This is a genomic window from Catenuloplanes atrovinosus (assembly GCF_031458235.1).
In the GTDB taxonomy this organism is placed as follows: domain Bacteria; phylum Actinomycetota; class Actinomycetes; order Mycobacteriales; family Micromonosporaceae; genus Catenuloplanes; species Catenuloplanes atrovinosus.
Genome location: NZ_JAVDYB010000001.1, coordinates 1,036,129 through 1,056,106, shown reverse-complemented (window position 1 = coordinate 1,056,106; position 19,978 = coordinate 1,036,129). Strand labels below are relative to the sequence as shown.

The 19,978-nt window shown below is 73.8% G+C and carries 12 protein-coding genes and 1 pseudogene; all 13 read right to left on the bottom strand.

Going from position 1 to position 19,978, the window contains the following annotated elements; translation table 11 throughout:
• Window positions 1–1,051: 1,051 nt before the first annotated feature.
• Entirely contained in the window at window positions 1,052–1,885 is an 834-nt protein-coding gene (locus J2S41_RS04690) for a shikimate dehydrogenase (protein ID WP_310363507.1), read from the bottom strand.
• Window positions 1,882–3,075: an endolytic transglycosylase MltG gene (mltG, locus tag J2S41_RS04685; RefSeq protein WP_310363506.1), complete on the bottom strand. Its 1,194-nt coding sequence runs from the start codon at window positions 3,073–3,075 to the stop codon at window positions 1,882–1,884. The genes J2S41_RS04690 and mltG overlap by 4 nt, the downstream gene beginning before the upstream one ends.
• Complete coding sequence (gene ruvX, locus J2S41_RS04680) at window positions 3,075–3,530, bottom strand: Holliday junction resolvase RuvX (protein ID WP_310363504.1); 456 nt, start codon at window positions 3,528–3,530, stop codon at window positions 3,075–3,077. The genes mltG and ruvX overlap by 1 nt, the downstream gene beginning before the upstream one ends.
• An 89-nt stretch (window positions 3,531–3,619) precedes the next feature.
• Entirely contained in the window at window positions 3,620–6,304 is a 2,685-nt protein-coding gene (alaS, locus tag J2S41_RS04675) for an alanine--tRNA ligase (RefSeq protein ID WP_310363501.1), read from the bottom strand.
• Complete coding sequence (locus tag J2S41_RS04670) at window positions 6,301–6,600, bottom strand: hypothetical protein (protein ID WP_310363499.1); 300 nt, start codon at window positions 6,598–6,600, stop codon at window positions 6,301–6,303. Before J2S41_RS04670 ends, alaS begins: the two co-directional genes overlap by 4 nt.
• A 27-nt stretch (window positions 6,601–6,627) precedes the next feature.
• Window positions 6,628–7,080, bottom strand: a complete 453-nt coding sequence (locus J2S41_RS04665; RefSeq protein WP_310363497.1) for a DUF948 domain-containing protein — start codon at window positions 7,078–7,080, stop codon at window positions 6,628–6,630.
• Window positions 7,081–7,188: 108 nt separating this feature from the next.
• The gene (locus J2S41_RS04660; RefSeq protein ID WP_374728245.1) at window positions 7,189–7,971 is read right to left on the bottom strand and encodes a hypothetical protein; all 783 of its coding nucleotides are present in this window, start codon (window positions 7,969–7,971) and stop codon (window positions 7,189–7,191) included.
• 4,321 nt (window positions 7,972–12,292) lie between these two features.
• A pseudogene (locus J2S41_RS04655) lies at window positions 12,293–13,729 on the bottom strand (replication-associated recombination protein A); the annotation flags it as partial.
• 216 nt (window positions 13,730–13,945) lie between these two features.
• Entirely contained in the window at window positions 13,946–14,167 is a 222-nt protein-coding gene (locus J2S41_RS04650) for a hypothetical protein (RefSeq protein ID WP_310363493.1), read from the bottom strand.
• Window positions 14,168–14,231: 64 nt separating this feature from the next.
• Complete coding sequence (locus J2S41_RS04645) at window positions 14,232–15,575, bottom strand: sulfatase-like hydrolase/transferase (RefSeq protein WP_310363492.1); 1,344 nt, start codon at window positions 15,573–15,575, stop codon at window positions 14,232–14,234.
• Between the two features lie 46 nt (window positions 15,576–15,621).
• Window positions 15,622–16,446 (bottom strand): SDR family oxidoreductase, encoded by an 825-nt coding sequence (locus tag J2S41_RS04640; protein WP_310363490.1) that lies wholly within the window; start codon window positions 16,444–16,446, stop codon window positions 15,622–15,624.
• The gene (gene aspS / locus J2S41_RS04635; protein WP_310363487.1) at window positions 16,443–18,245 is read right to left on the bottom strand and encodes an aspartate--tRNA ligase; all 1,803 of its coding nucleotides are present in this window, start codon (window positions 18,243–18,245) and stop codon (window positions 16,443–16,445) included. The genes J2S41_RS04640 and aspS overlap by 4 nt, the downstream gene beginning before the upstream one ends.
• A gap of 425 nt (window positions 18,246–18,670) precedes the next feature.
• The gene (locus tag J2S41_RS04630) at window positions 18,671–19,978 is read right to left on the bottom strand and encodes an amidohydrolase family protein (RefSeq protein WP_310363485.1); all 1,308 of its coding nucleotides are present in this window, start codon (window positions 19,976–19,978) and stop codon (window positions 18,671–18,673) included.

Genomic DNA, 19,978 nt, shown 5'->3' with positions numbered 1-19,978 from the left:
CTCCCGGCCGGCTCGCCGTCCCCTCCCACGCGGGTCCCGATCGCTTCTTCTGAGAGCTGCGGGGATCTGTCGGGCGCTGCGCGCCCGAAATTTCGGTCTATTGGTGGCTGTAGGTGGTGGGCCGCTTTTCGGGCACCCTCCGGGGGGCCTCGGGCTCCGGGGGACGGGCGTGGCTTGCCGGTCGCGGCGGGGTTCGTTGGCCCGGCTGTTTTTTCGTGGGTGGATGGGTTGCGTCTGGTGTGCCTGGCTGTCCCCGTCACCGTCTCCCGGGCGAAGCCGAGCAGATCATCGGCAGGGCCGCCAGCTTTGGTCTCGCCGGCTTCGGTTTCGTCGGTGGTGGCGGCCCTGCCGATGATCTGCACCCCAAGGGCGGGTCGACGGCGACGGGGACAGCCAGGCGGCGGCGGTACGTGCTGGCGCACGAGAAAACAAGCACGGTGCGGCCTCGCACCGGGGGCACGTGCCGATCGTGCCTGGTGAACCCGAGGGTCGCGCCCGGCCCGCACCGCCGGTGGCGAACTTCTGCCGTTGCCTGCGCAGCCGGGCCGCGAGGTGATTGGGAAAGGCGCTTATTTTGCGTGATTTCTGCTGGTCACCGACTTTGTGAGCCTCAGGCACGTTATTCGCGCGGAATTACGTGCCTGAGGCTCACAAAGTCGCAGGGATGATCGAATAGTGCGGCAGATATACCGAAATATCCGACAGGGGCTAGGGCTGCTCGTCGCCGCGCCTCGCAGCGACCTCGACAACGACGCCGCTCACAACGAACTCCACAACGACGCCACTCAACAGCGATCTCCAGGACGACGCGACTCAACAGCGATCTCCAGGACGCCATTCGAACAGCCCATCGACGAGGAGTTCCGGGTGGGCGCGCGGTGACGCTACCCGGGTGGCCGCCCTCCGGGCGGGGCCGGGGTGGTCGCGGGACCACCGGGGCGGGACCGAAGGCGGGACCGGCTCCGATGCGGTGCCGGAGCGGCGGCGGAGGCGGCGCGAGGTTTGCCCGCGGGAGCGTGCGGGGAGTGGGCACGCCGGGAGTGGGAAAAGGTCAGGGCTTTGTGGCTATGGCCCGGTCGAGGGCCTCGCGCATGGCGGCGGCGGGGGCCGGGAGGCCGGTGAAGTGGGTGAACTGGTCGAGGGCCTGGGCGTGGAGCAGGTCGAGGCCGGAGAGGACGGGGCAGCCGGCGGTGGCGGCCCAGGCGGCCAGCGGGGTGGGCCAGGGGTGGTAGACCACGTCGAAGTAGACGGTGGTGGGGGGCCAGTGCGGGCCGGTGGCGAGGTGGTCGGCGGCGCCCTTGGGGACGGTCGAGACGATCACGTCGAACGTGCCGAGGGTGTGGGGGGCGTCGGACCAGGGCGCGACCCGGAACGGTACGCCGAGGGCGTCGGCCACGGGGGCCAGTTCGGCGCCGGCCTCGGGGCGGCGGACGAAGGTGGTGACCGGGGCGTGGCCGAGGCGGGCGGCGGCGCCGAGGGCGGCGCGGGCGGTGCCGCCGCCGCCGAGCAGGGCGATGGTGGCGCCGTCGGTGATGCCGGCGCGGCGGAGCACGGTGACCATGCCGATCACGTCGGTGTTGTCGGCGAACCAGGAGCCGTCGGGGCGCCGGACCAGGGTGTTGCCGACGCCGAGCGCCGCGGCGGCCGGGCTGACCTCCGCGGCGACGGTGAGCGCGACCTCCTTGAGCGGCATGGTCACGGACAGGCCGCGCCACTCGGGGCCGAGGCCGGCCACCAGACCGGGCAGCTCGGACTCGGCGCACTCGATCGCGGTGTACGCCCACCCGGTGAGGCCCGCGGCCGCGTAACCGGCGTTGTGCAACACGGGTGATAGCGAATGCGCGATCGGCTTGCCGAGCACGGCCGCCCGGTGGGTGGACGTCACAGAACCCCGGCCTCCCGGGCCTTCTGCTCGTTCACCTGCTGCTCGGCGTAGGTCTCGGCGAACGCCGAGTTGCCGTCCTTGTCGATGGCGACGAAGAAGTACCACTTGCCGTCCGCCGGCGTCACCGCGCCCTCGAGCGCGGCCTTGCCCGGGTTGTTGATCGCGGTCGGCGGGAGCCCCTCGTTGAGGTGCGAGTTCCACGGGTTGGAGCCGTCGGCCAACTCCTCCGCGGTGATGTTCTTCGACGACTTGGCGTCGCGGCCCTCGAGCTGGTGACCGTAGTTGATGGTCACGTCCAGCCGCAGGACCGGCTTGAAACCGATCTCCGCGCTCGGCTCGAACAGCGTGTTGTAGATGACGCGGGAGACCTTGGGCAGGTCGGCCGTGACGCCGGACTCGGCCTCGGAGAGCGAGGCGATCATCAGTACGTCGTACGGCGTGATCTGGCGGGCCTCGGCCTTCTTCACGAAGTCGATCGCGGTGGTGGCGGCCAGGAAGTGCTGGACCATCTCCTTGAGCATTTCCTCCGCGGTCAGGCCGGGGTCGAAGTTGTAGGTCTCCGGGAAGAGGAAGCCCTCGATCGACTTGGTGACCTTCTTCTCGTCGCTGCGGGTGAACCAGAAGTCCGGCACCCCCAGCGCCTCCGGGTCCTTCGCCGCCTCCTTGAACTCCTCGACCGGGATGTCACTCGCGTCGGAGAGGAGTTGGAAGATCTCGAACGAGGTCGAACCCTCCGGGATGGTCACCTTGGTGGAGACCCGGTTCTTCAGGTCGAGCAGCGCCAGCACCGCGTCGGACGCCTTCATCTGCTTCTTGAGCTTGTAGAATCCGACCTGGATGTTCTTGCTGTCCGGGTTGGCGTCGGCCGCCTCGATGAAGGCCTTGGCCGACTTCACCACGTCCGCGTTGTAAAGCGTGTTCGCGATCGCGGTGGCGGTGTCGCCGGTCTTGACCTCGATCGTCACCTCGCCCTCACCGGGACCGGGGTAATCGGGCGTGGTCAGGTAGTTCCGCACCCGGTCGAATCCGTAGTACCCGGCTCCGGCGAGACCGCCGAAGATCAGCACCACCAGGACCAGGGCGATGGCAGACTTGCCGCCGCCACCGCGCTTCTTCTTGCGCCGATGCAGCGGCCGCCCCTTCTGGGGCTGCTGCTGCTCGTCGAACGCAGCTTCCAAGTCGTCCAGCATCAGTTGCGCCTCCGCTGCGCGTCCAGCCAGCCTTGCAGGATCTCGACGGCGGCCGCTTGATCGACCACCGCGCGCTGACGCCGCCCCCGAACGCCACGCTCGGACAGCCTACGGGTAGCCACCACCGTCGACATCCGCTCGTCCGTCAGAACGACCGGTACGGGGGTGATCACCCGTTCCAGTCGTTCGGCATAGGTGCGGACCAGGGTCGCCGCTGGTCCCTCCCGCCCGTTGAGGGCGACGGGGAGACCCACGACGACCGCGACCGCGTCATGCTCCCTGGCAAGGCGTGAAACTTCCGCCATATCGCCCGGAACCGCATCATCGGCCGCTTTCTGGTCACGAGGAACGGTAGCCACCGGGCTCGCGAGGATGCCGTCGGGGTCGCACACCGCGACCCCGACCCGCACCGCTCCCACGTCCACGCCCAGGCGAACTCCGCGAGTGAACGTCACACGATCACCCTGCCAAGCTGTAACACGCGCCTCCTGCCGTCGATCGGGCCACGATGCGAAGAGTAATGGCCGATCGGGCAATGGCGCCATCAGCCCGCGTCGGAAATCGCCCTCTCGATCGCGCCCAGAAGCTTAACGGTCTCCGATGCGGGCACGCCGCCGCCCTGCGCCAGCTCGGCGTTACCGCCGCCGCGACCGCCGAGCGCACCCTTCACCAGATCCGCCGCGGAGACGCCACGATCGCGGGCTGCCGCGTTGGTCGCTACGATGAGTGACGCCTTGCCGTTGGACTTCGCGGCCACCGCCACCACCGCGGCGCGCTTCTGGTCGATCTTCCCGCGGATCTCCATCGCCAGCGTGCGCACGTCGTTACCGGCCGCGCCCTCCGGCGCCTCCGCCCCCACGTACGCGATGCCGTTGATGTCCCGGGCCGCGTCCGCGATCGCGCCGGCGCCGCCGAGCACCATCTGGGCGCGCAGCTTCTCCAGCTCCTTCTCCGCGTCCCGCAGCGCCGTGACGGTCTGCTCGACGCGCTCCCCCACCTGGTCCGCCGGAATGCGGAACAGATCCGCCAGGCGGGACACCAGCAGGTGCTCCTTGGCCAGGAAGCCGAACGCGTCGATGCCGACCAGCGCCTCGACGCGGCGCACGCCGGAGCCGATCGACGACTCGGACAGGATCTTCACCAGGCCGAGCTGGCCGGAACGGGCCACGTGGGTGCCACCGCACAGCTCGCGCGCGTAGTCGCCGACCTCGACGACCCGGACCTCGTCGCCGTACTTCTCCCCGAACAGCGCCATCGCGCCGAGCCGCCGCGCCTCCTCCTGCGAGGTGATGAACGCGTGCACCTCGTGGTCGGCCAGCAGCACCTCGTTCACCTGCTGCTCCACGTCGTGCAGCACGGCCGGCGGGACCGCCTGCGGCGTGTTGAAGTCGAACCGCAGCCGGCCCGGCGCGTTCAGCGAGCCCGCCTGGGTCGCCGCCTCGCCGAGGAAGTTCCGGATGGTCTGGTGCACCAGGTGCGTGGCGGTGTGCGAGCGGGAGATCGCGCGCCGCCGGTTCGTGTCGATCTCGGCGAAGCCGGACTCGCCGGGCCGGACCTCGCCGCGGACCACGCGCGCCTTGTGCACGATCAGGCCGGGCACCGGCTGCTGGACGTCGTAGACCTCCACCTGGCCGCCGCCGACCGTGATGAGGCCGTTGTCCGGCTGCTGGCCGCCGCCCTCGGCGTAGAACGGCGTGGTGTCCAGCACCAGCTCGACCGTCTCGCCCTCACCGGCGGATTGCAGCCGGCCGCCGCTGCCGTCCAGCAGCGCGCGCACGCGCGACTCGCGCGAGGTCTCGGCGTAGCCGGTGAACTCGACCGCGCCGCCGTCCTCCAGCACGCTCCGGTACGCGGACACGTCCGTGTGCCCGGTCTTGCGCGCCCGCGCGTCCTCCTTGGCCCGGGTGCGCTGCTCCGTCATCAGCCGGCGGAAGCCCTCGTCGTCGACGGACAGGCCCTGCTCGGCCGCGATCTCCAGGGTCAGGTCGATCGGGAAGCCGTACGTGTCGTGCAGCTGGAACGCCTTGTCGCCGGAGAGCTTCGCCCCGCCGGCCTTCTTCGTGTCCGCGATCGCGGTGTCCAGGATCGTGGTGCCGGCGCGCAGCGTGGCGAGGAACGCGTCCTCCTCCGCGTACGCGTACGACGAGATGCGGTCGAACTCCTCCGCCACCTCGGGGTACGACGGGGCCATGCAGTCGCGCGCGACCGGCAGCAGCTCCGGCAGCGCCTTGTCCTGCCAGCCGAGCAGCCGCACCGCCCGGATCGCCCGGCGCATGATGCGGCGCAGCACGTAGCCGCGGCCCTCGTTCGACGGCGTGACGCCGTCGCCGATCAGCATCAGCGAGGTACGGACGTGGTCCGCGATCACGCGCAGGCGCACGTCGTCCGGGTGCGACTCGGACGCGGCGTGGCCGGACTTCGCGCCGTACGTCTTGCCGGTCAGCGCCGCGGCCCTGTCCAGCACCGGGCGGATCTCGTCGATCTCGTACATGTTGTCGACGCCCTGCAGCAGGGCGGCCATCCGCTCCAGGCCCATGCCGGTGTCGATGTTCTTCGCCGGCAGCTCGCCGACGATGTCGAACTCCTCCTTGGACCGCACGTTCGTGATCTCGTACTGCATGAAGACGAGATTCCAGAACTCGAGGTAGCGGTCCTCGTCCGCCTCCGGGCCGCCGTCCGGGCCGTACTCCGGGCCGCGGTCGTAGTAGAGCTCGGAGCACGGGCCGGCCGGGCCGGGGATGCCCATCGACCAGAAGTTGTCCTTCTTGCCGCGGCGCACGATCCGCTCGGCCGGCATGCCGGTCTGCTTCCAGATCTCGATCGCCTCGTCGTCGTCGAGGTAGACCGTCGCCCAGATCCGCTCCGGGTCCAGGCCGAAGCCGCCCTCGGAGACCGGCTTGGTGACCAGATCCCACGCCAGCGGGATCGCGCCCGCCTTGAAGTAGTCCCCGAACGAGAAGTTGCCGTTCATCTGGAAGAACGTGCCGTGCCGCGAGGTCTTGCCGACCTCGTCGATGTCCGGCGTACGGATGCACTTCTGCACCGACACGGCCCGCGGCCACGGCTGCTTGCGCTGACCCAGGAAGTACGGCACGAACTGCACCATGCCGGCGTTGACGAACAACAGGTTCGGGTCGTCAATGGCCGGCAGCGGAGCGGACGGCACCACGGCGTGGCCGTTGGCCTCGAAGTGCGCCAGGTACCGTCGCTTGATCTCCGCGGTCTTCATCGTCGGGGGCCTTCCTCGATGTCGATGCCGTCCAGCGGGTAGCCCCGCTCCTCGGCGAACTGGTCCTCGTACAGCACGCCCTCGGCGAAGGCGGCGTGAATCTCCTGCTCACGCTCGGCCATCGCGATGCGGACGTCTTCCACGAAGCTACGTACGGACTCGACCAGCCCGCCAGCGGTTTCCTGGGCCGACTCCGCGATGCCCTGCGGCGTGTACGCATGCGCCATCTTCGTGACCTGACGGACCACGAGGACACCGACGCCGATGCCGAGTCCTAGCCAGAGCAGACGCTTCATGAGCACATCCTTCCGTGCCGGTTTCCGTTAGCGACGACCGGCCCGGCGGCGCGCCTTGAGCTCCGCCTTGACCTCGCGCTCCTCCTCGGCGCCACGCCGGGCGGCGGCGGCCTTGCGCACGCCGTAGCCGAACGCCGCCACCTTCACCAGCGGGTTCGCGGCCGCGGCCGAGACCACGGTGGTCAGGTTCGCCACGTTGGCGCTGACGTTCTGCACGTGCCCGGTGATCGTGTCCACCTTCGCCAGCTGGACGTTCACCCCGTCCAGCGACGTGTGCACCTGGTCCAGCGTGGTGTTCACACCCTCGATGGTGAGGTTCACGTTGCGCAGCATCGGCTCCGTGCGGTCGTTCAGGTCGTTGATCGCCCGGGTCGCCGCGTCGATCGTGTGCCGCAGCCGCAGGATCGGCACGGCCAGCACCAGTACGAGCATGGCGAACGCCCCGGCTCCGATCAGTGCCGCGATCTCTCCACCGTCCACGCGTCTTCCCCTCCACAGGTATCCGGGCACTTCGGTATTCGGGCAGGTGACACCGTCCACTCTGCGCCAACGTGCGAACCCTACCCTCAGTGACACGCCGCCGCGCGGCTACGTCTCCTCCGGGGCCGGAAGCTCCGTGGGCAGATCCGTCGGCAGGTCGAACGTCACGTCCGGCGTCTCGCCGATCAGGTCCGGATTCACGCTCGGCTGCGGCTGCGTACGGCCGTCGTCGATCGCGTTGTTCACCTTGATCGACACCGCCGCGCCGGGGCAGTCCGCCGCGGCCGGATCCGGCGGTGCGGCCGCGTCCGTGCTCTCCGGCACCGCGACCTCGGGGTCCACCGACGGACGCTGCGCCAGCGGGTCGTTCGCGCAGGTCGGCGGCCGGATGTACAGGTCCAGCGTCAGCTCGTCGCGCCGCCAGCAGGAGTAGTCACCGGTGTCCACCGGCTGGTCCGGGCAGCCCGCGACCTCCCACCGCTGCCAGCCGGACCCGGCCAGCGCCGTGTGGTAGACCTGCGTCGTCTCCTCGGGCGCGCGCTCCGACGTGGCCGTCCGCTCCCGCAGCCGGCACTCGATGAAGCACCAGCGGGAGCCGCTGATCTGGTCCTCGGTGTTCTGCGCCGCCCAGGCGGGCACGCCCAGGTCGTCCAGCGAGTTGAACACCGGGTCCCGGGTCGCGGCGCGGATGCCGAAGTAGAGCGGCAGCGCGCCGAGCAGCAGCACGGTCACCAGCACCAGCGCGCCGAGCCGCAGTTGCCGCTGCTCGCGCGCCTTCTTCTCGGCGACGTCGTCGTCATCAGCGGGTACGCCGTCCCGGCCGGCCGCGGGGCGCAGCGCGCCGCTGTCCAGCGGTCCGCCGTCGCCGTTGCCGGCGGGCAGCGCGGCCACGGCGGCGCGCGCGGGCAGCGCGGCCATCTCGGCGGGGAGCGTGCGGGGGCCGCGCGCCACCGCACGGGCGGCGGCGTCCAGGCTGCCCTCCTCGGGCAGCGGGCCGCGCCGGACGATGGCCTGGCCGGGCACGGCGGCCTGGCCGGGCACGGCCGCCTTCCCGGGGACCGCGGCCTGGCCGGGAGCGCCGGCGGGGCCGGGAGCCCCGAGCGGGCCGGCCGGGCCGGGTGCGGCGCCGTCGGTGGCCGGTGGGCGCACGGCGGCGCGGGCGGCACCGATCTCCCGGGGACTTCCGCCGGGGGCACCCGGGGCTAGGCCGCGGAGGGCCGGCTCGTCGGGGCTTGATTCGCGCGGGGCGGACGCCTGGTCACGACCGCCGGTGCCGGCCGGGCCGCTCTCGCGGCCCGGGCCAAAATCCGGGCCGCCGGGACCGCCGTCACGCCCGCCAGGGCCTCCGTCGGGACCTGGGCGGCCACCTGGGCCGTCGTCGGGGCCGAAATCTCGGCCGCCGTCACGGCCGGGGCCGTAGCCACGACCGCCGTCCCGGCCGGGGCCGAAGCCGCCGGGGCCGCCGTCGCGACCAGGACCGAAGCCGCCGGGGCCGCCGTCACGGCCGGGGCCGAACCCGCCCGGACCGCCGTCACGACCGGGGCCGTAGCCGCCGGGGCCGCCGTCACGGCCGGGACCGAAGTCGCGGCCACCGGGGCCGCCGCCCGGACCGTGCGGGCCGTCGGGGCCGAAACCGGGCTCGCGGAACGCGACCGGGCCGGAGTCGCCGGGGCCGGGCACCGAGGCGCGACCGGGGCCACGGCGACCGCCGTCGTCCTGCCCGCGCATGCCCACCTGGCCGAACTCGCCGCTGTCGGCCCGGCCGCCACGGCCGTAACCGCCGTCGCGCGCACCCTCACCGCGCATGCCGACCTGGCCGAACTCGCCCGTGCCGGTCCGGCCGCCACGACGGCCGGGCTCGCCGGGGCCGTACGCCCCGTCACGTGAGCCCTCACCGCGCATCCCGACCTGGCCGAACTCGCCGGTGCCGGTCCGCCCGCGACGGCCGACCTGGCGGTACTCGCCGCTGCCCGGACCCCGGCCGTAGCCGTCGTCGCCGGGCCGTCCCGGCTCGTCATCGCCGGGCCGCCGCGGCGCTGCGGGCATGCCGGCCGCGCCCGCGCGGCCCGGGCCGACGGGCTGGCCGGGCACGCGGCCGGGGCCCGACGGATCGGGGCCGTCCGCGGGCTGCGGCGCCCGGAAGCGGTCGCGGCCGGAGACCGCGCCGGTGGGCGCGTCCGATCCGTACGCGCGAGGACCGGCAGGGCTGCCCGGCGCGCCGGACACCGGCTCCACGCCGGGCGGCAGCGACGGTGCCGACGGGGGCAGCGAGGCCGGCGGCGTCGCGCCGGGGCGTCCGGGCATCACCGGGGGTACGGGTGCGCTGGCCCGGCCGCCCGGCCCGCCCGCACCGGGGCGGGCGCCCTGCGGGCCATCGACGCCGGGACGACCGCCGCGAGGACCGTCGAAGCCGGCGGGGCCGTCGAAGCCCGGCCGCCCGCCGCGTCCGCCATCCGGACCGGGGCGACCGCCCGTGAGGCCGTCGATGCCGGTCACGCCCGGGGGCGGACCGTCCGGGCCGGGACGCCGCTGGCCGCCGGGGCCGGCGAAGCCGCGCCCGCCGTCCGGGCCGCGCTCGTCGCCGAACCGGTCGCGCACCGCGCCGGGACCGCCGGGGCCGCCCGCGCTGTGCGCGCCGCCGCCGTGGTCGGGCCGGCTGCCGACCGGGCCGGAACGCCCGCCGGACACCGGCGCCACCGCGCCCGGCGGCAGGGCCGGGGCGTTGCCGGACGCCGGCAGTTCGCCGGACTGCTCGGACGGGCCGGCGAACCGGGACCGCGAGCCGCCCGGGCCACCGCGCCGGCCGACCTCGGGGTTCTGCCGGGATGGCGTGAACGCCCACGACTGCGGGTTGCCGGCGCCCATCTCCTCGTCCGTGGCCGCGGTGGAGCGCATGTCGATCAGCGGCCCGTTCTCGCCGGGCCCGGGGTGCCGCGACGCGGGCGGTCCCGGGCGCCGGTCACCGGGAACGGGCTGGTCGTCACCGCGGCGCGGCGCCGGGTACGGCCCACCGCCGCGCGGCTCCGGAGCACCGGGCTCGGCCGCACGCCGCCGCCCGCTCCGGATCTCCCCGCTGGTCGGCTCGTAGGCCGCACCCTCCGGCGCGGCACGACGACCGGCCCGGATCTCGCCGCTGGTCGGCTCATAGGCACCGTCGGGCGCGGCACGACGACCCGCGCGAATGTCACCGCTGGTCGGCTCATAGGCACCGTCGGGCGCGGCACGACGACCCGCGCGAATGTCACCGCTGGTCGGCTCATAGGCACCGTCGGGCGCGGCACGACGACCCGCGCGGATCTCACCGCTGGTCGGCTCATAGGCACCGTCGGGCGCGGCACGACGACCCGCGCGGATCTCACCGCTGGTCGGCTCATAGGCACCGTCGGGCGCGGCACGACGACCCGCGCGGATCTCACCGCTCGTGGGCTCCCCGGCGTACGCGCGTCCCGGCTCGACCGCGCCGCGACGGCCGCCGCCCGGCTCGCCGGGGCCGTAGGGGCCGTCCGGACCGCCGCGACGGCCACCGCTGGTCGGCTCGCCGCCGAACGGAACGCCCTGCTCCGGGCCGCCCGCGCGTCGTCCGCCCTGGTCGGGAGCGTCGGGAGCGCCGTAGGGCGCGCCCTGGGGGCCGGCCGGCCGACCCGGGCCGAAGGGGCCGTTCTGCGGGCCCATGCCGACCGCGGCACGGCCGCCGCGCACCTCACCGCTGGTCGGCTCGCCACCGAAACCGCCGTCGGGACCGGCGGGACGACGCCCGCCCGGGCCACCGGGCGCACCCGGGCCACCGGGACCGACCGGAGCGCTGGCACCGACCGGACCGCCGGGGCCGAAGCCGCCAGGACCACCGGGAGCGCCGTCCGGGCGCCGCCCGGCCGGGCCCGCTGCGCCGGGGACGACCGGGCCGGGACCACCGTCCGGACCGCGGCCGCCCTGAGGCATGGGACCGGGCTCCACGCCCGGCCTCGGGCGCGGTGCCGGGCCGCCCGGCGGGAAGCCGGGGCCGGCGCCGGGTGCGCCGCCGGGGCCCGCCGGAGCGTCGAAGTCGTCGTCCGGGGCCAGATCCGGCGCGGAGGGGAAGCCGGCGCCCGCGGGGAGCGCGGGCGCGCCGTCGCTCAGATCGACGTTGGACTGCTTCGCGGTGCGAAGGTCGTCGAGCCAGCCGGTCTCCTCACCGGAGATCTCCTCCTCCGGCGCCGTGTTCTCGGGCGTGCCGGAGCGGCCGATGCCCCACCGGCGCCCGCGCTTCTGGCCGCCGCCCTCCTGGCCCTCGTCCGCACCGTCCGAACCCCGTGCCCTCACGCAACCACTCTCTCTGTCTCCACCGACACGCGGTCAGTCACCCAAGTCCTGCCGGTCACGGCCGCACCGGCCGCGATCGTCGCGTCCCGCCCGGTCGTGCCCGGACCGGCGGGGACGCGCTCCGCCACTGTCACGCTCGCCGGCCGGCCGTGCCCCGTACCGATCGGCTGCGCGCCGCCCGGGCTGACCGTCCCCGGCCGGTGCGCCCCGGGCATGACCCACCAAGCTACAAACCGTTCGCCCGCCCCGGGGAGCGTCCCGCCCCGAACGGGCAACGCCCGATCCACGGGCCCGCAGGCCACGCGCCCGCCACCGCGCACGGCGGTGACCGACGTCACGTCGTCGCCCGCCGGACGGCCCGGGCCCTCTGATGAGCGTGCGCCACGTCGCCGGTTTTCGCCACCACCGGACGGCCGGTCACGCCGGTCCGCCGTGCCGATCCCGGTCCCGCGCGCCGCCTCCCGGCTCATGCGCCCGCCTCCACCGGCGGCTCCGGCGTCCGCCGCCGGCCACCGGCCTTCCGCCGCCCACCGGCGCTCCGCCCCTGTTCCGGGCCTTCGGCGTGCTCGGGCACCGCCGGACGCCCGTCGTCCTCGACCGCCTCCGACGTGCCGCCGTCCCCGGCCGATCCGGTCAGCCGGTCGGTCCCGGTAGCGGACTCGGTAGCGGTCGCCTGAGCCGAAGCGGTACCGCCCGCGCCGGCGGTCCTGTCCGAGACGGCGCCCACGGCCGGCGGCTCCGCCGATTCGGCGACGCCCATCGGCGCGGCGTCACCCGGCACCTGGGACACCACAGCCGGCGCCTCGGGCACCACAGCCGGCGACGAGAACACCGCAGCCGGGGCCGAGGAGACCGCGGCCGGACCGGAGTCGCCCGGCACCACCGACCCCGCACCCGGCGCCGGAGCGGCCGGCCCCGCACCCGCCATCCGCGACTCCCGGCGCGGCGGAACCGGCGTCCCGCGGACGACCCGCCGCAGCTTCGGCAGCCGCTCCGCCACCTCCCGCTCGAACCCCCGGTCCGTCGGCGTGTAGTACTCCACCGCCGCCAGGTCGTCCGGCGCGTACTGCTGCCGCACCACGCCGCGTGCGTCGTCGTGCGGATACCGGTACCCGGTCCCGTGCCCCAGCCCTTTCGCCCCCGGGTAGTGCGCGTCCCTCAGGTGCCGCGGCACCGGGCCGCCACGGCCGGCCCGCACGTCCGCGATGGCCGCGGAGAGCGCGGTGGTGGCGCTGTTGCTCTTGGGCGCGGTGGCGAGGTGGATGACGGCCTGGGAGAGGTTGAGGCCGGCCTCGGGCAGGCCGATGAGCTGCACCGCCTGCGCGGCCGCGGTCGCCACCTGCAACGCGGTGGGGTCGGCCATGCCGACGTCCTCGGAGGCGAAGATGACCAGGCGGCGAGCGATGAAGCGGGCGTCCTCGCCGGCGACCAGCATGCGGGCCAGCCAGTGCAGCGCGGCGTCCGGGTCGGAGCCGCGCATGCTCTTGATGAACGCGCTGGTCACGTCGTAGTGGGCGTCGCCGGCGCGGTCGTAGCGGACCGCGGCCACGTCGACGGCCTGTTCGGCGGTGGCGAGGTCGATCTCGGTGGCGCCCTGGGCGAGCGCGGACGAGGCCGCGGCCTCCAGCGCGGTCAGCGCCTTGCGCACGTCGCCGCCGGCCAGCCGGATCAGGTGCTCGACGGCGTCCTCGGCGATGGTCAGCGTGCCGCCGAGGCCGCGCGGGTCGGTGAGCGCGCGGTCGATCAGGCCGCGCACGTCGTCCTCGGTGAGCGGGTGCAGCGTGAGCAGCACGCAGCGGGACAGCAGCGGCGAGATGACCGAGAAGTACGGGTTCTCCGTGGTCGCGGCCAGCAGCGTGACCGTGCGGTCCTCGACCGCGGCGAGCAGCGAGTCCTGCTGGGTCTTGCTGAACCGGTGGACCTCGTCGATGAACAGCACGGTGGGCGGGCCGCCGTAGCGCCGCTCCCGGCGGGCCGCGTCGATCACCGCGCGCACGTCCTTGACGCCAGCGGAGAGCGCGGACATGGCGACGAAGCGGCGGTTGGTGGCGCCGGCCACCAGGTGCGCGATGGTCGTCTTGCCGCTGCCGGGCGGGCCCCACAGGATGACGGACATCGGGGTGTCGCCGCCGACCAGCTGGCGCAGCGGCGCACCGGGCGCGAGCAGGTGGGACTGGCCGACGAGCTCGTCGATGACGCGCGGTCGCATGCGGACCGCCAGCGGTGAGTCCTCACCGGGCGCGACGAAGCTTGCACCCTGCGCATCGAGGGCGGAGCCGGTGCCGTTCCGGTCCGGCGTCACGCTGACGCCGCCCGTTTCGGTGACGGCGAAAAGCCCTTCGACCTCCACCCCACGAACGATACCGCTCACGCTTTCACGTCCTCGCACGCCGGACCCCGACCGCATGAAGATCCATTTGAGGGCGGCCTTCAGCCCGGCCGGGGCGGGTGGTCGGGGCGGCAGCCGGGGTACGGACGTGAGCCCGCCCCCTCCGAACGGCCGGGCGGTGCGCCTCGGGCGAACGGAGGGAACGGGCTCGTCCGTACCGTATCTGGATTGTGATCGTCAGCCGCGGCCCGGGCGACGGCCCCAGTAGCGGCGGCCCGCACCGGTGCCCGAGCCGGCGCGCGGCCCGGAGCCCACGCCCCCCAGGTAGAGCGCGAGCAGGAGCAGGCCGATCAGGACCAGGGTGTTCCAGTTGAACAGGTCGGGGGCGCCGAAGTTCGTGTTCAGCAGGTCGAGCAGGAGCGCGAACGCGAAGACTCCGGCGGCGATGAGAGCCAGCATGCCATCCTCCGAGGGGGTGTACTACGAGGTTGACCTGGCTGTACCCAACCGCGCGAAATCTCATTCACGGACAGTCGCCGGCCCCCACGCAGGTGCGGTCCCGGGCGAGCGTGGCGGAGAGCGGCCCGACGTCCGGGTCGCCGGCGGTGCCGCGGTCGCCGAGCAGGTTGGTCAGCTGCCAGGGGTCGCGGTGCAGGTCGTAGTACTCCCGGACGACACGCGGGCCCTCCTGGTACTCGACGTACTGGTAGCGGCCGGGCGCGTAGGTGGAGGCCCAGGTCGGGTAGCTGCCGTTGACCGCGTCGTGCCAGTACTCCAGTAGCACTCGGTCGCGGCGCGCGCCGGTGAGCAGGCTGCGGCCGTCCACCCGGTAGCCGGGCGCGAGACCGGCCAGCTCCAGCACGGTCGGCACCACGTCGATCAGCGGCGCGAGCCGGGTGTCGCGGCCGGCCGGCACCCGCCCCGGCCACCACAGCAGCAGCGGCACCCGGATCGACCCCTGGTACGGCACGAACTTGCTGGGCAGCCCGTGCTCGCCGAGCGACTTGCCGTTGTCGGAGAGCAGCACGACCACGGTGTCGTCCAGCTCGCCGGTGGCCGCGAGCCGGCGCCGGATCGCCTCCAGCTGGTCGTCCACGGACAGCAGCGTGCGCATCTGCGCGACCGCGGTTCGCGCCCCCTCCTCGGCGCTGAACCGGAAGCGCCGGACGTAGGCCGGCTTGTCCGCGCGGTCCCGCTCCCGGCCGGCGGGGTTGGTCCGCCAGCTCAGCGGCGCGTCCGCGTACTTCGGCTCCGGCGTGTACGGCGAGTGCGGCGCGACGAACCCGGCGTAGATGAACCACGGCCGCCGGTCGTTCTCGCGCTCGAACCGGTCGATGTACCCGGTCACCTGCCGCCCGGTGAACGTGGTCGAGTACGCCGGGTACACGTCGGTGCCGCCCACGTTGAAGTGCGCCTTGACGTATCCGCCGTGCTGGAGCGCCCAGTGGTCGATGTGCGGCGGCTTCTTCGCCAGTTCCCAGCCGTTGAACAGTTTCCCGGCCGCGGCCGTGGCGTACCCGGCGCGCTTCAGCTCCCGCTGCAACGTCCGGTCGTGGTCGTAGACGCCGATCCGGTCCTGTTGCGTGACGCCGGTGTTGTGCACGTAGCGGCCGCTGAGGATGGACGAGCGGCTGGGACAGCAGGACGGTGTGGTGGCGACCGCGTGCGTGAACTCGCGGCCGGTCCGGCCCAGCCAGGCCCGGGTGTGGCGCATGACCTCGGTCTGGCCGATCCCGGCGTCGTCGAGCACGACCAGCAGGACGTTGGGGCGCGTCACCGGCGCGGCCGTGACCGCGGGCGCCGCGGTCAGCATCGTCAGGCCGGTGAGCAGTGCGGCCGCCAGAACGCGGCGGCGAGTGACCATCATCCAGCCATGGTTCCGACTATGTCGGGCTTAAACGGCCCAATTCGGGCTATGTCACTCCGAGGAGTTCGCGGATGCCGCGCACCCGCGTGGTGAGCAGCCCGGACGCGCGCGACGAGTCCAGCACCACGTGCCCGGGGCGATGCAGGCCGGACGCGGCGACCGTGCTCACCGGCACGCGCAGCGGGTCCAGGCCGTAGCGGACCGCGATCAGTTCGCCCAGTTCGGCCCGGGTCACCGTGTCCGGGCCGGCCACGTTGAGCACGGTGACGCCGGTCCCGGCGGACAGCTCCAGCACCGCGGCCGCGAGGTCCGCGACGCCGATCGGGCACCGGACCTCGTCCGTGAACAGCACGCCGGACCGGCGGCCGGTGATCAGGTCGACGGCGGTCCGCACGTGCGCGCTGCGCTCGTCGCCGATGATCAGCGACGTCCGGACCACCACCGCGGCCGGGTGCACCGCGCGGACCGCGGTCTCGGCCGCGGCCTTGGACGCGCCGTACGCCGTGATCGGCGACGGCGCCTCGTCGTCACCGTACGGCTCGGGCCGGCCGCCGTGCACCGCGTCGCTGGACAGGTGCACCAGCCGCGCGCCGACGTCCGCCGCGCCCTGCGCGACCGCGGCGGCGCCGTCCGCGTTGACCGTCCAGTCCTCGTACCGGGAAGCCGCGTTGATCACGACGCTCGGGCGGACCGCCGCGCACAGCTCGCGCACCGCCACCCGGTTGCGGATGTCCAGCGGGCGCCACCCGACGCCGGGGATCTCCCCCGGCGCCGAGTGGTACGTCCCGATCACCCGGTGCCCGAGCGCCAGCGCCCGGCGGCAGACCTCGCCGCCGAGCAGCCCTCCGGCACCGACGACCAGCAGGCTCAATGCAGCTCGACCGGCACGGCCGTGCCGGCGGTTCCGGCCGTGACCGCGGCGGCCGGCTTCGCGTCCACGCCGGCCTCCTTGCGCTGCTGCGCCGTGATCGGCGTGGGCGCGCTGGTCAGCGGGTCGAAGCCGCCGCGGGTCTTCGGGAACGCGATGACCTCGCGGATCGAGTCGGCGCCGGCCAGCAGCATGCAGACCCGGTCCCAGCCGAACGCGATGCCGGCGTGCGGCGGCGGGCCGTACTTGAACGCCTCCAGCAGGAAGCCGAACTTGTCCTGCGCCTCCTCCGGCGAGATGCCGAGCAGGTCGAAGACGCGCCGCTGCACGTCGCCGCGGTGGATACGGACGCTGCCGCCGCCGATCTCGTTGCCGTTGCAGACGATGTCGTACGCGTACGCCAGCGCCCGGTCCGGCGCGGTCTCGAAGTTGTCGATCCACTCCGCGTTCGGCGAGGTGAACGGGTGGTGCACCGCGGTCCAGCCGCCCTCGTCCGTCTTCTCGAACATCGGGGCGTCGACCACCCAGCAGAACGCCCAGGCGGACTCGTCGATCAGGTTCGCCCGCTTGGCGATCTCCACCCGGGCGGCGCCGAGCAGCTCCTGCGCCTCCCGGCGCTCTGCCGCGGCGGCGAAGAAGATCGCGTCGCCCGGCTTCGCACCGACCGCGTCGGCCAGCCCGGACAGGTGCGCCTCGGACAGGTTCTTCGCGACCGGGCCGCGCGCCTCGCCGGTCTCCGCGTCCAGCACCACGTAGGCCAGGCCGCGGGCGCCGCGCGCCTTCGCCCAGTCCTGCCAGCCGTCCAGCTCCTTGCGGGTCTGCGCCGCGCCGCCCGGCATCACCACGGCACCCACGTAGCCGCCGTTGTCGATCGCGGACGCGAACACCCGGAACTCGGTGCCGCGCAGGTAGTCGGTCAGCTCGGTCAGCTCCACGCCGTAGCGCAGGTCGGGCTTGTCCGAGCCGTAGCGGGCCATCGCGTCCAGGTAGGTGATGTGCGGGATCGGCTCGGTGATCTCGTGCCCGGCCAGCTCACGCCACAGGTTCTTGACGATCCCCTCACCCAGGTCGATCACGTCCTCCTGGGTGACGAAGGACATCTCGATGTCGAGCTGGGTGAACTCCGGCTGGCGGTCCGCGCGGAAGTCCTCGTCCCGGTAGCAGCGGGCGATCTGGTAGTACCGCTCCATGCCGCCGACCATCAGCAGCTGCTTGAACAGCTGCGGGGACTGCGGCAGCGCGTACCAGCTGCCCGGCTGCAGGCGCACCGGCACCAGGAAGTCGCGCGCGCCTTCCGGCGTGGACCGGGTCAGCGTCGGCGTCTCGATCTCCAGGAAGTCGCGCTCGTGCAGCACGGTCCGGGCGATCTGCGACGCCTTGGAGCGCAGCCGGATCGCCTTCGCCGGCCCGCTGCGGCGCAGGTCCAGGTAGCGGTAGCGGAGCCGGATGTCGTCGCCCGCGTTCACGTCGTCGTCGACCGGGATCGGCAGCGGCGCCGCCTCGGAGAGCACCTCCAGATCGGACACGATCACCTCGATCGCGCCGGTCGGCAGCTCCGGGTTCTCGTTGCCCTCGGGCCGCGCGGCCACCTCGCCGACGACCTTCACGCAGTACTCGTTGCGCAGCGCGTGCGCGGCGTCCATGTCCTCGCGGAAGACCACCTGCACCACGCCGGAGCCGTCACGGAGATCCACGAAAATGACCCCGCCGTGGTCGCGCCGGCGGGCCACCCAGCCGGCCAGCGTCACGGTCGCGCCGGCGTCCGTCGCGCGCAGGCTCCCGGCGTCATGAGTTCGGATCACGACAGTGAACTCCTCGTCGTTGCTGTCAGGTGTCGTCAGCCTCGCATTCTGTCAGGCCTGCCGCTCACCTTTTCCGGCGGCACCACAGCCCTGCCGATCAGCAAACGGATTCTCATTCCCCGCTCCCGGCCGGGTCCGGCCCGCATGCTCCCGCGGGCACCGCACCAGCCCCGGGGACCACCCCGGACCCCGGCCGTCCCAGCCGCCGCGGGTCCCGCGCCCGACCCATATTCATATCTTCCCGCTCCCGGCCGGGTCCGGCCCGCATGCTCCCGCGGGCCAACCTCGCGGCGGCCTCCGCCGCCGCTCCGGCCGCCGCGTCGGAGCCGGTGCCGCGGTGGTCCCGGCGAGCCGCGATCACCGCGCCCGTGCGGAACCGGCCGCGAGCCCAGATCGCGGCCGGTTCCGGATGCTCGCGCCGCCGGTCAGGCGAGCGCGGCGGACAGCGCGTCGCGGGATGCCGTGACCTCGCGGCGGAGCGCGTCCGGGTCGACGCCGGTGAGGTGGCCGCCGGACTTCAGCATCCGGCCCGCGACCAGCACCGTCGTGATGTTGCGCGAGTCGGCGCCGAGCACCAGCGTGCCGATCGCGTCGTTGAGCGGCATGGTGTTGACCGCCTCCCCGTCCACCACGATCAGGTCCGCCTGCTTACCGGGCGTCAGCGACCCGGTCACCGCGTCGAGCCCGATCGTCCGCGCACCGTCCAGCGTGGCGAAGCCGAGCACGTCCCGCGTGGTGATCCGCTCCTTCGGCCGGTCCACCGCCCGCATCCGCTGCACCGCCAGCAACACCCGCAGCTGGGTGAACATGTCCCCCGCCAGCGCGACCTCCACGTCGATGCTCAGCCCCGGCCGGACGCCCGCGGCGAGCGCCTCGTCGACCGCCGGAATCGCCGTGTCCAGCCCGATCTGCGTGTCCGAGCTGGGCGCCAGCGAGATCGCCGTGCCGGTCGCCCCGATCGCGCGCCAGGCGTCCGGCGTCAGTCCGGTGGCGTGGATCAGCTCCAGCCCCGGCCCGAGCAGCCCGCGTCGCTCCCAGCCCAGGATCGCCTCGGACGACGCCGCACCGAAGACCGCGTCCACGCTGACCGCGATGTCCAGGTCACGGGCCACCGCGGCCAGTTCCGTCCCGTACACCAGATCAGGCCCCACGATGTCCGTGGCGAGCGCCGCCAGGCGCAGCGTGACCAGCCCGCCGTCCGGCAGCACCGCCCGCAGCCGGCTCAGATCGGCCGGCCACTGCCGATCCCACTCCCCGAAGTGCGGCCCCATCGACGCGTGCACACCCCGGATGCCGGTCGAGACGAGCCCACGAACCGCCGCGTCCGAGTGCGCCGCACTGCGCGAGTTGTGCGAGAAGTCCAGCATCGTGGTGATCCCCGCGTCCAGCGCCGAGAGCGCCGCCAGCCGCGTCCCCACATACATGTCGTGCGGCGTATAGACCGGTGCCACACCGGCCAGCGTGGTCGACAGGTACTCCCCCAGATCCCCCACATCCGGAATGGTCCGCCGCATCTGCGCCTGCCAGGCATGCCGATGCGTGTCCACGAACCCCGGCGCCACAATGCTCCCGGTCGTGTCCACCACCTCGGCCCCCCGCGCGCCCGGATGGTCACGCAGGTCCGCCCCCACCGCGACGATCTCGGACCCGGAGACCAGCACGTCCCCGCGCCCCAGCTCACCGATCTCCGGGTCCATGGTGACGACCGCGCCACCGGTGAACAGCATCGCCAT

Bases quoted from the DNA above. Each gene is read 5' to 3' on its own strand.
- J2S41_RS04650 (WP_310363493.1), bottom strand. From the start codon at position 14,167: ATGCTGGCTCTCATCGCCGCCGGAGTCTTCGCGTTCGCGCTCCTGCTC.
- alaS (WP_310363501.1), bottom strand. From the start codon at position 6,304: ATGAAGACCGCGGAGATCAAGCGACGGTACCTGGCGCACTTCGAGGCC.
- J2S41_RS04645 (WP_310363492.1), bottom strand. From the start codon at position 15,575: ATGATGGTCACTCGCCGCCGCGTTCTGGCGGCCGCACTGCTCACCGGC.
- mltG (WP_310363506.1), bottom strand. From the start codon at position 3,075: ATGCTGGACGACTTGGAAGCTGCGTTCGACGAGCAGCAGCAGCCCCAG.
- J2S41_RS04630 (WP_310363485.1), bottom strand. From the start codon at position 19,978: ATGGCGATGCTGTTCACCGGTGGCGCGGTCGTCACCATGGACCCGGAG.
- J2S41_RS04670 (WP_310363499.1), bottom strand. From the start codon at position 6,600: ATGAAGCGTCTGCTCTGGCTAGGACTCGGCATCGGCGTCGGTGTCCTC.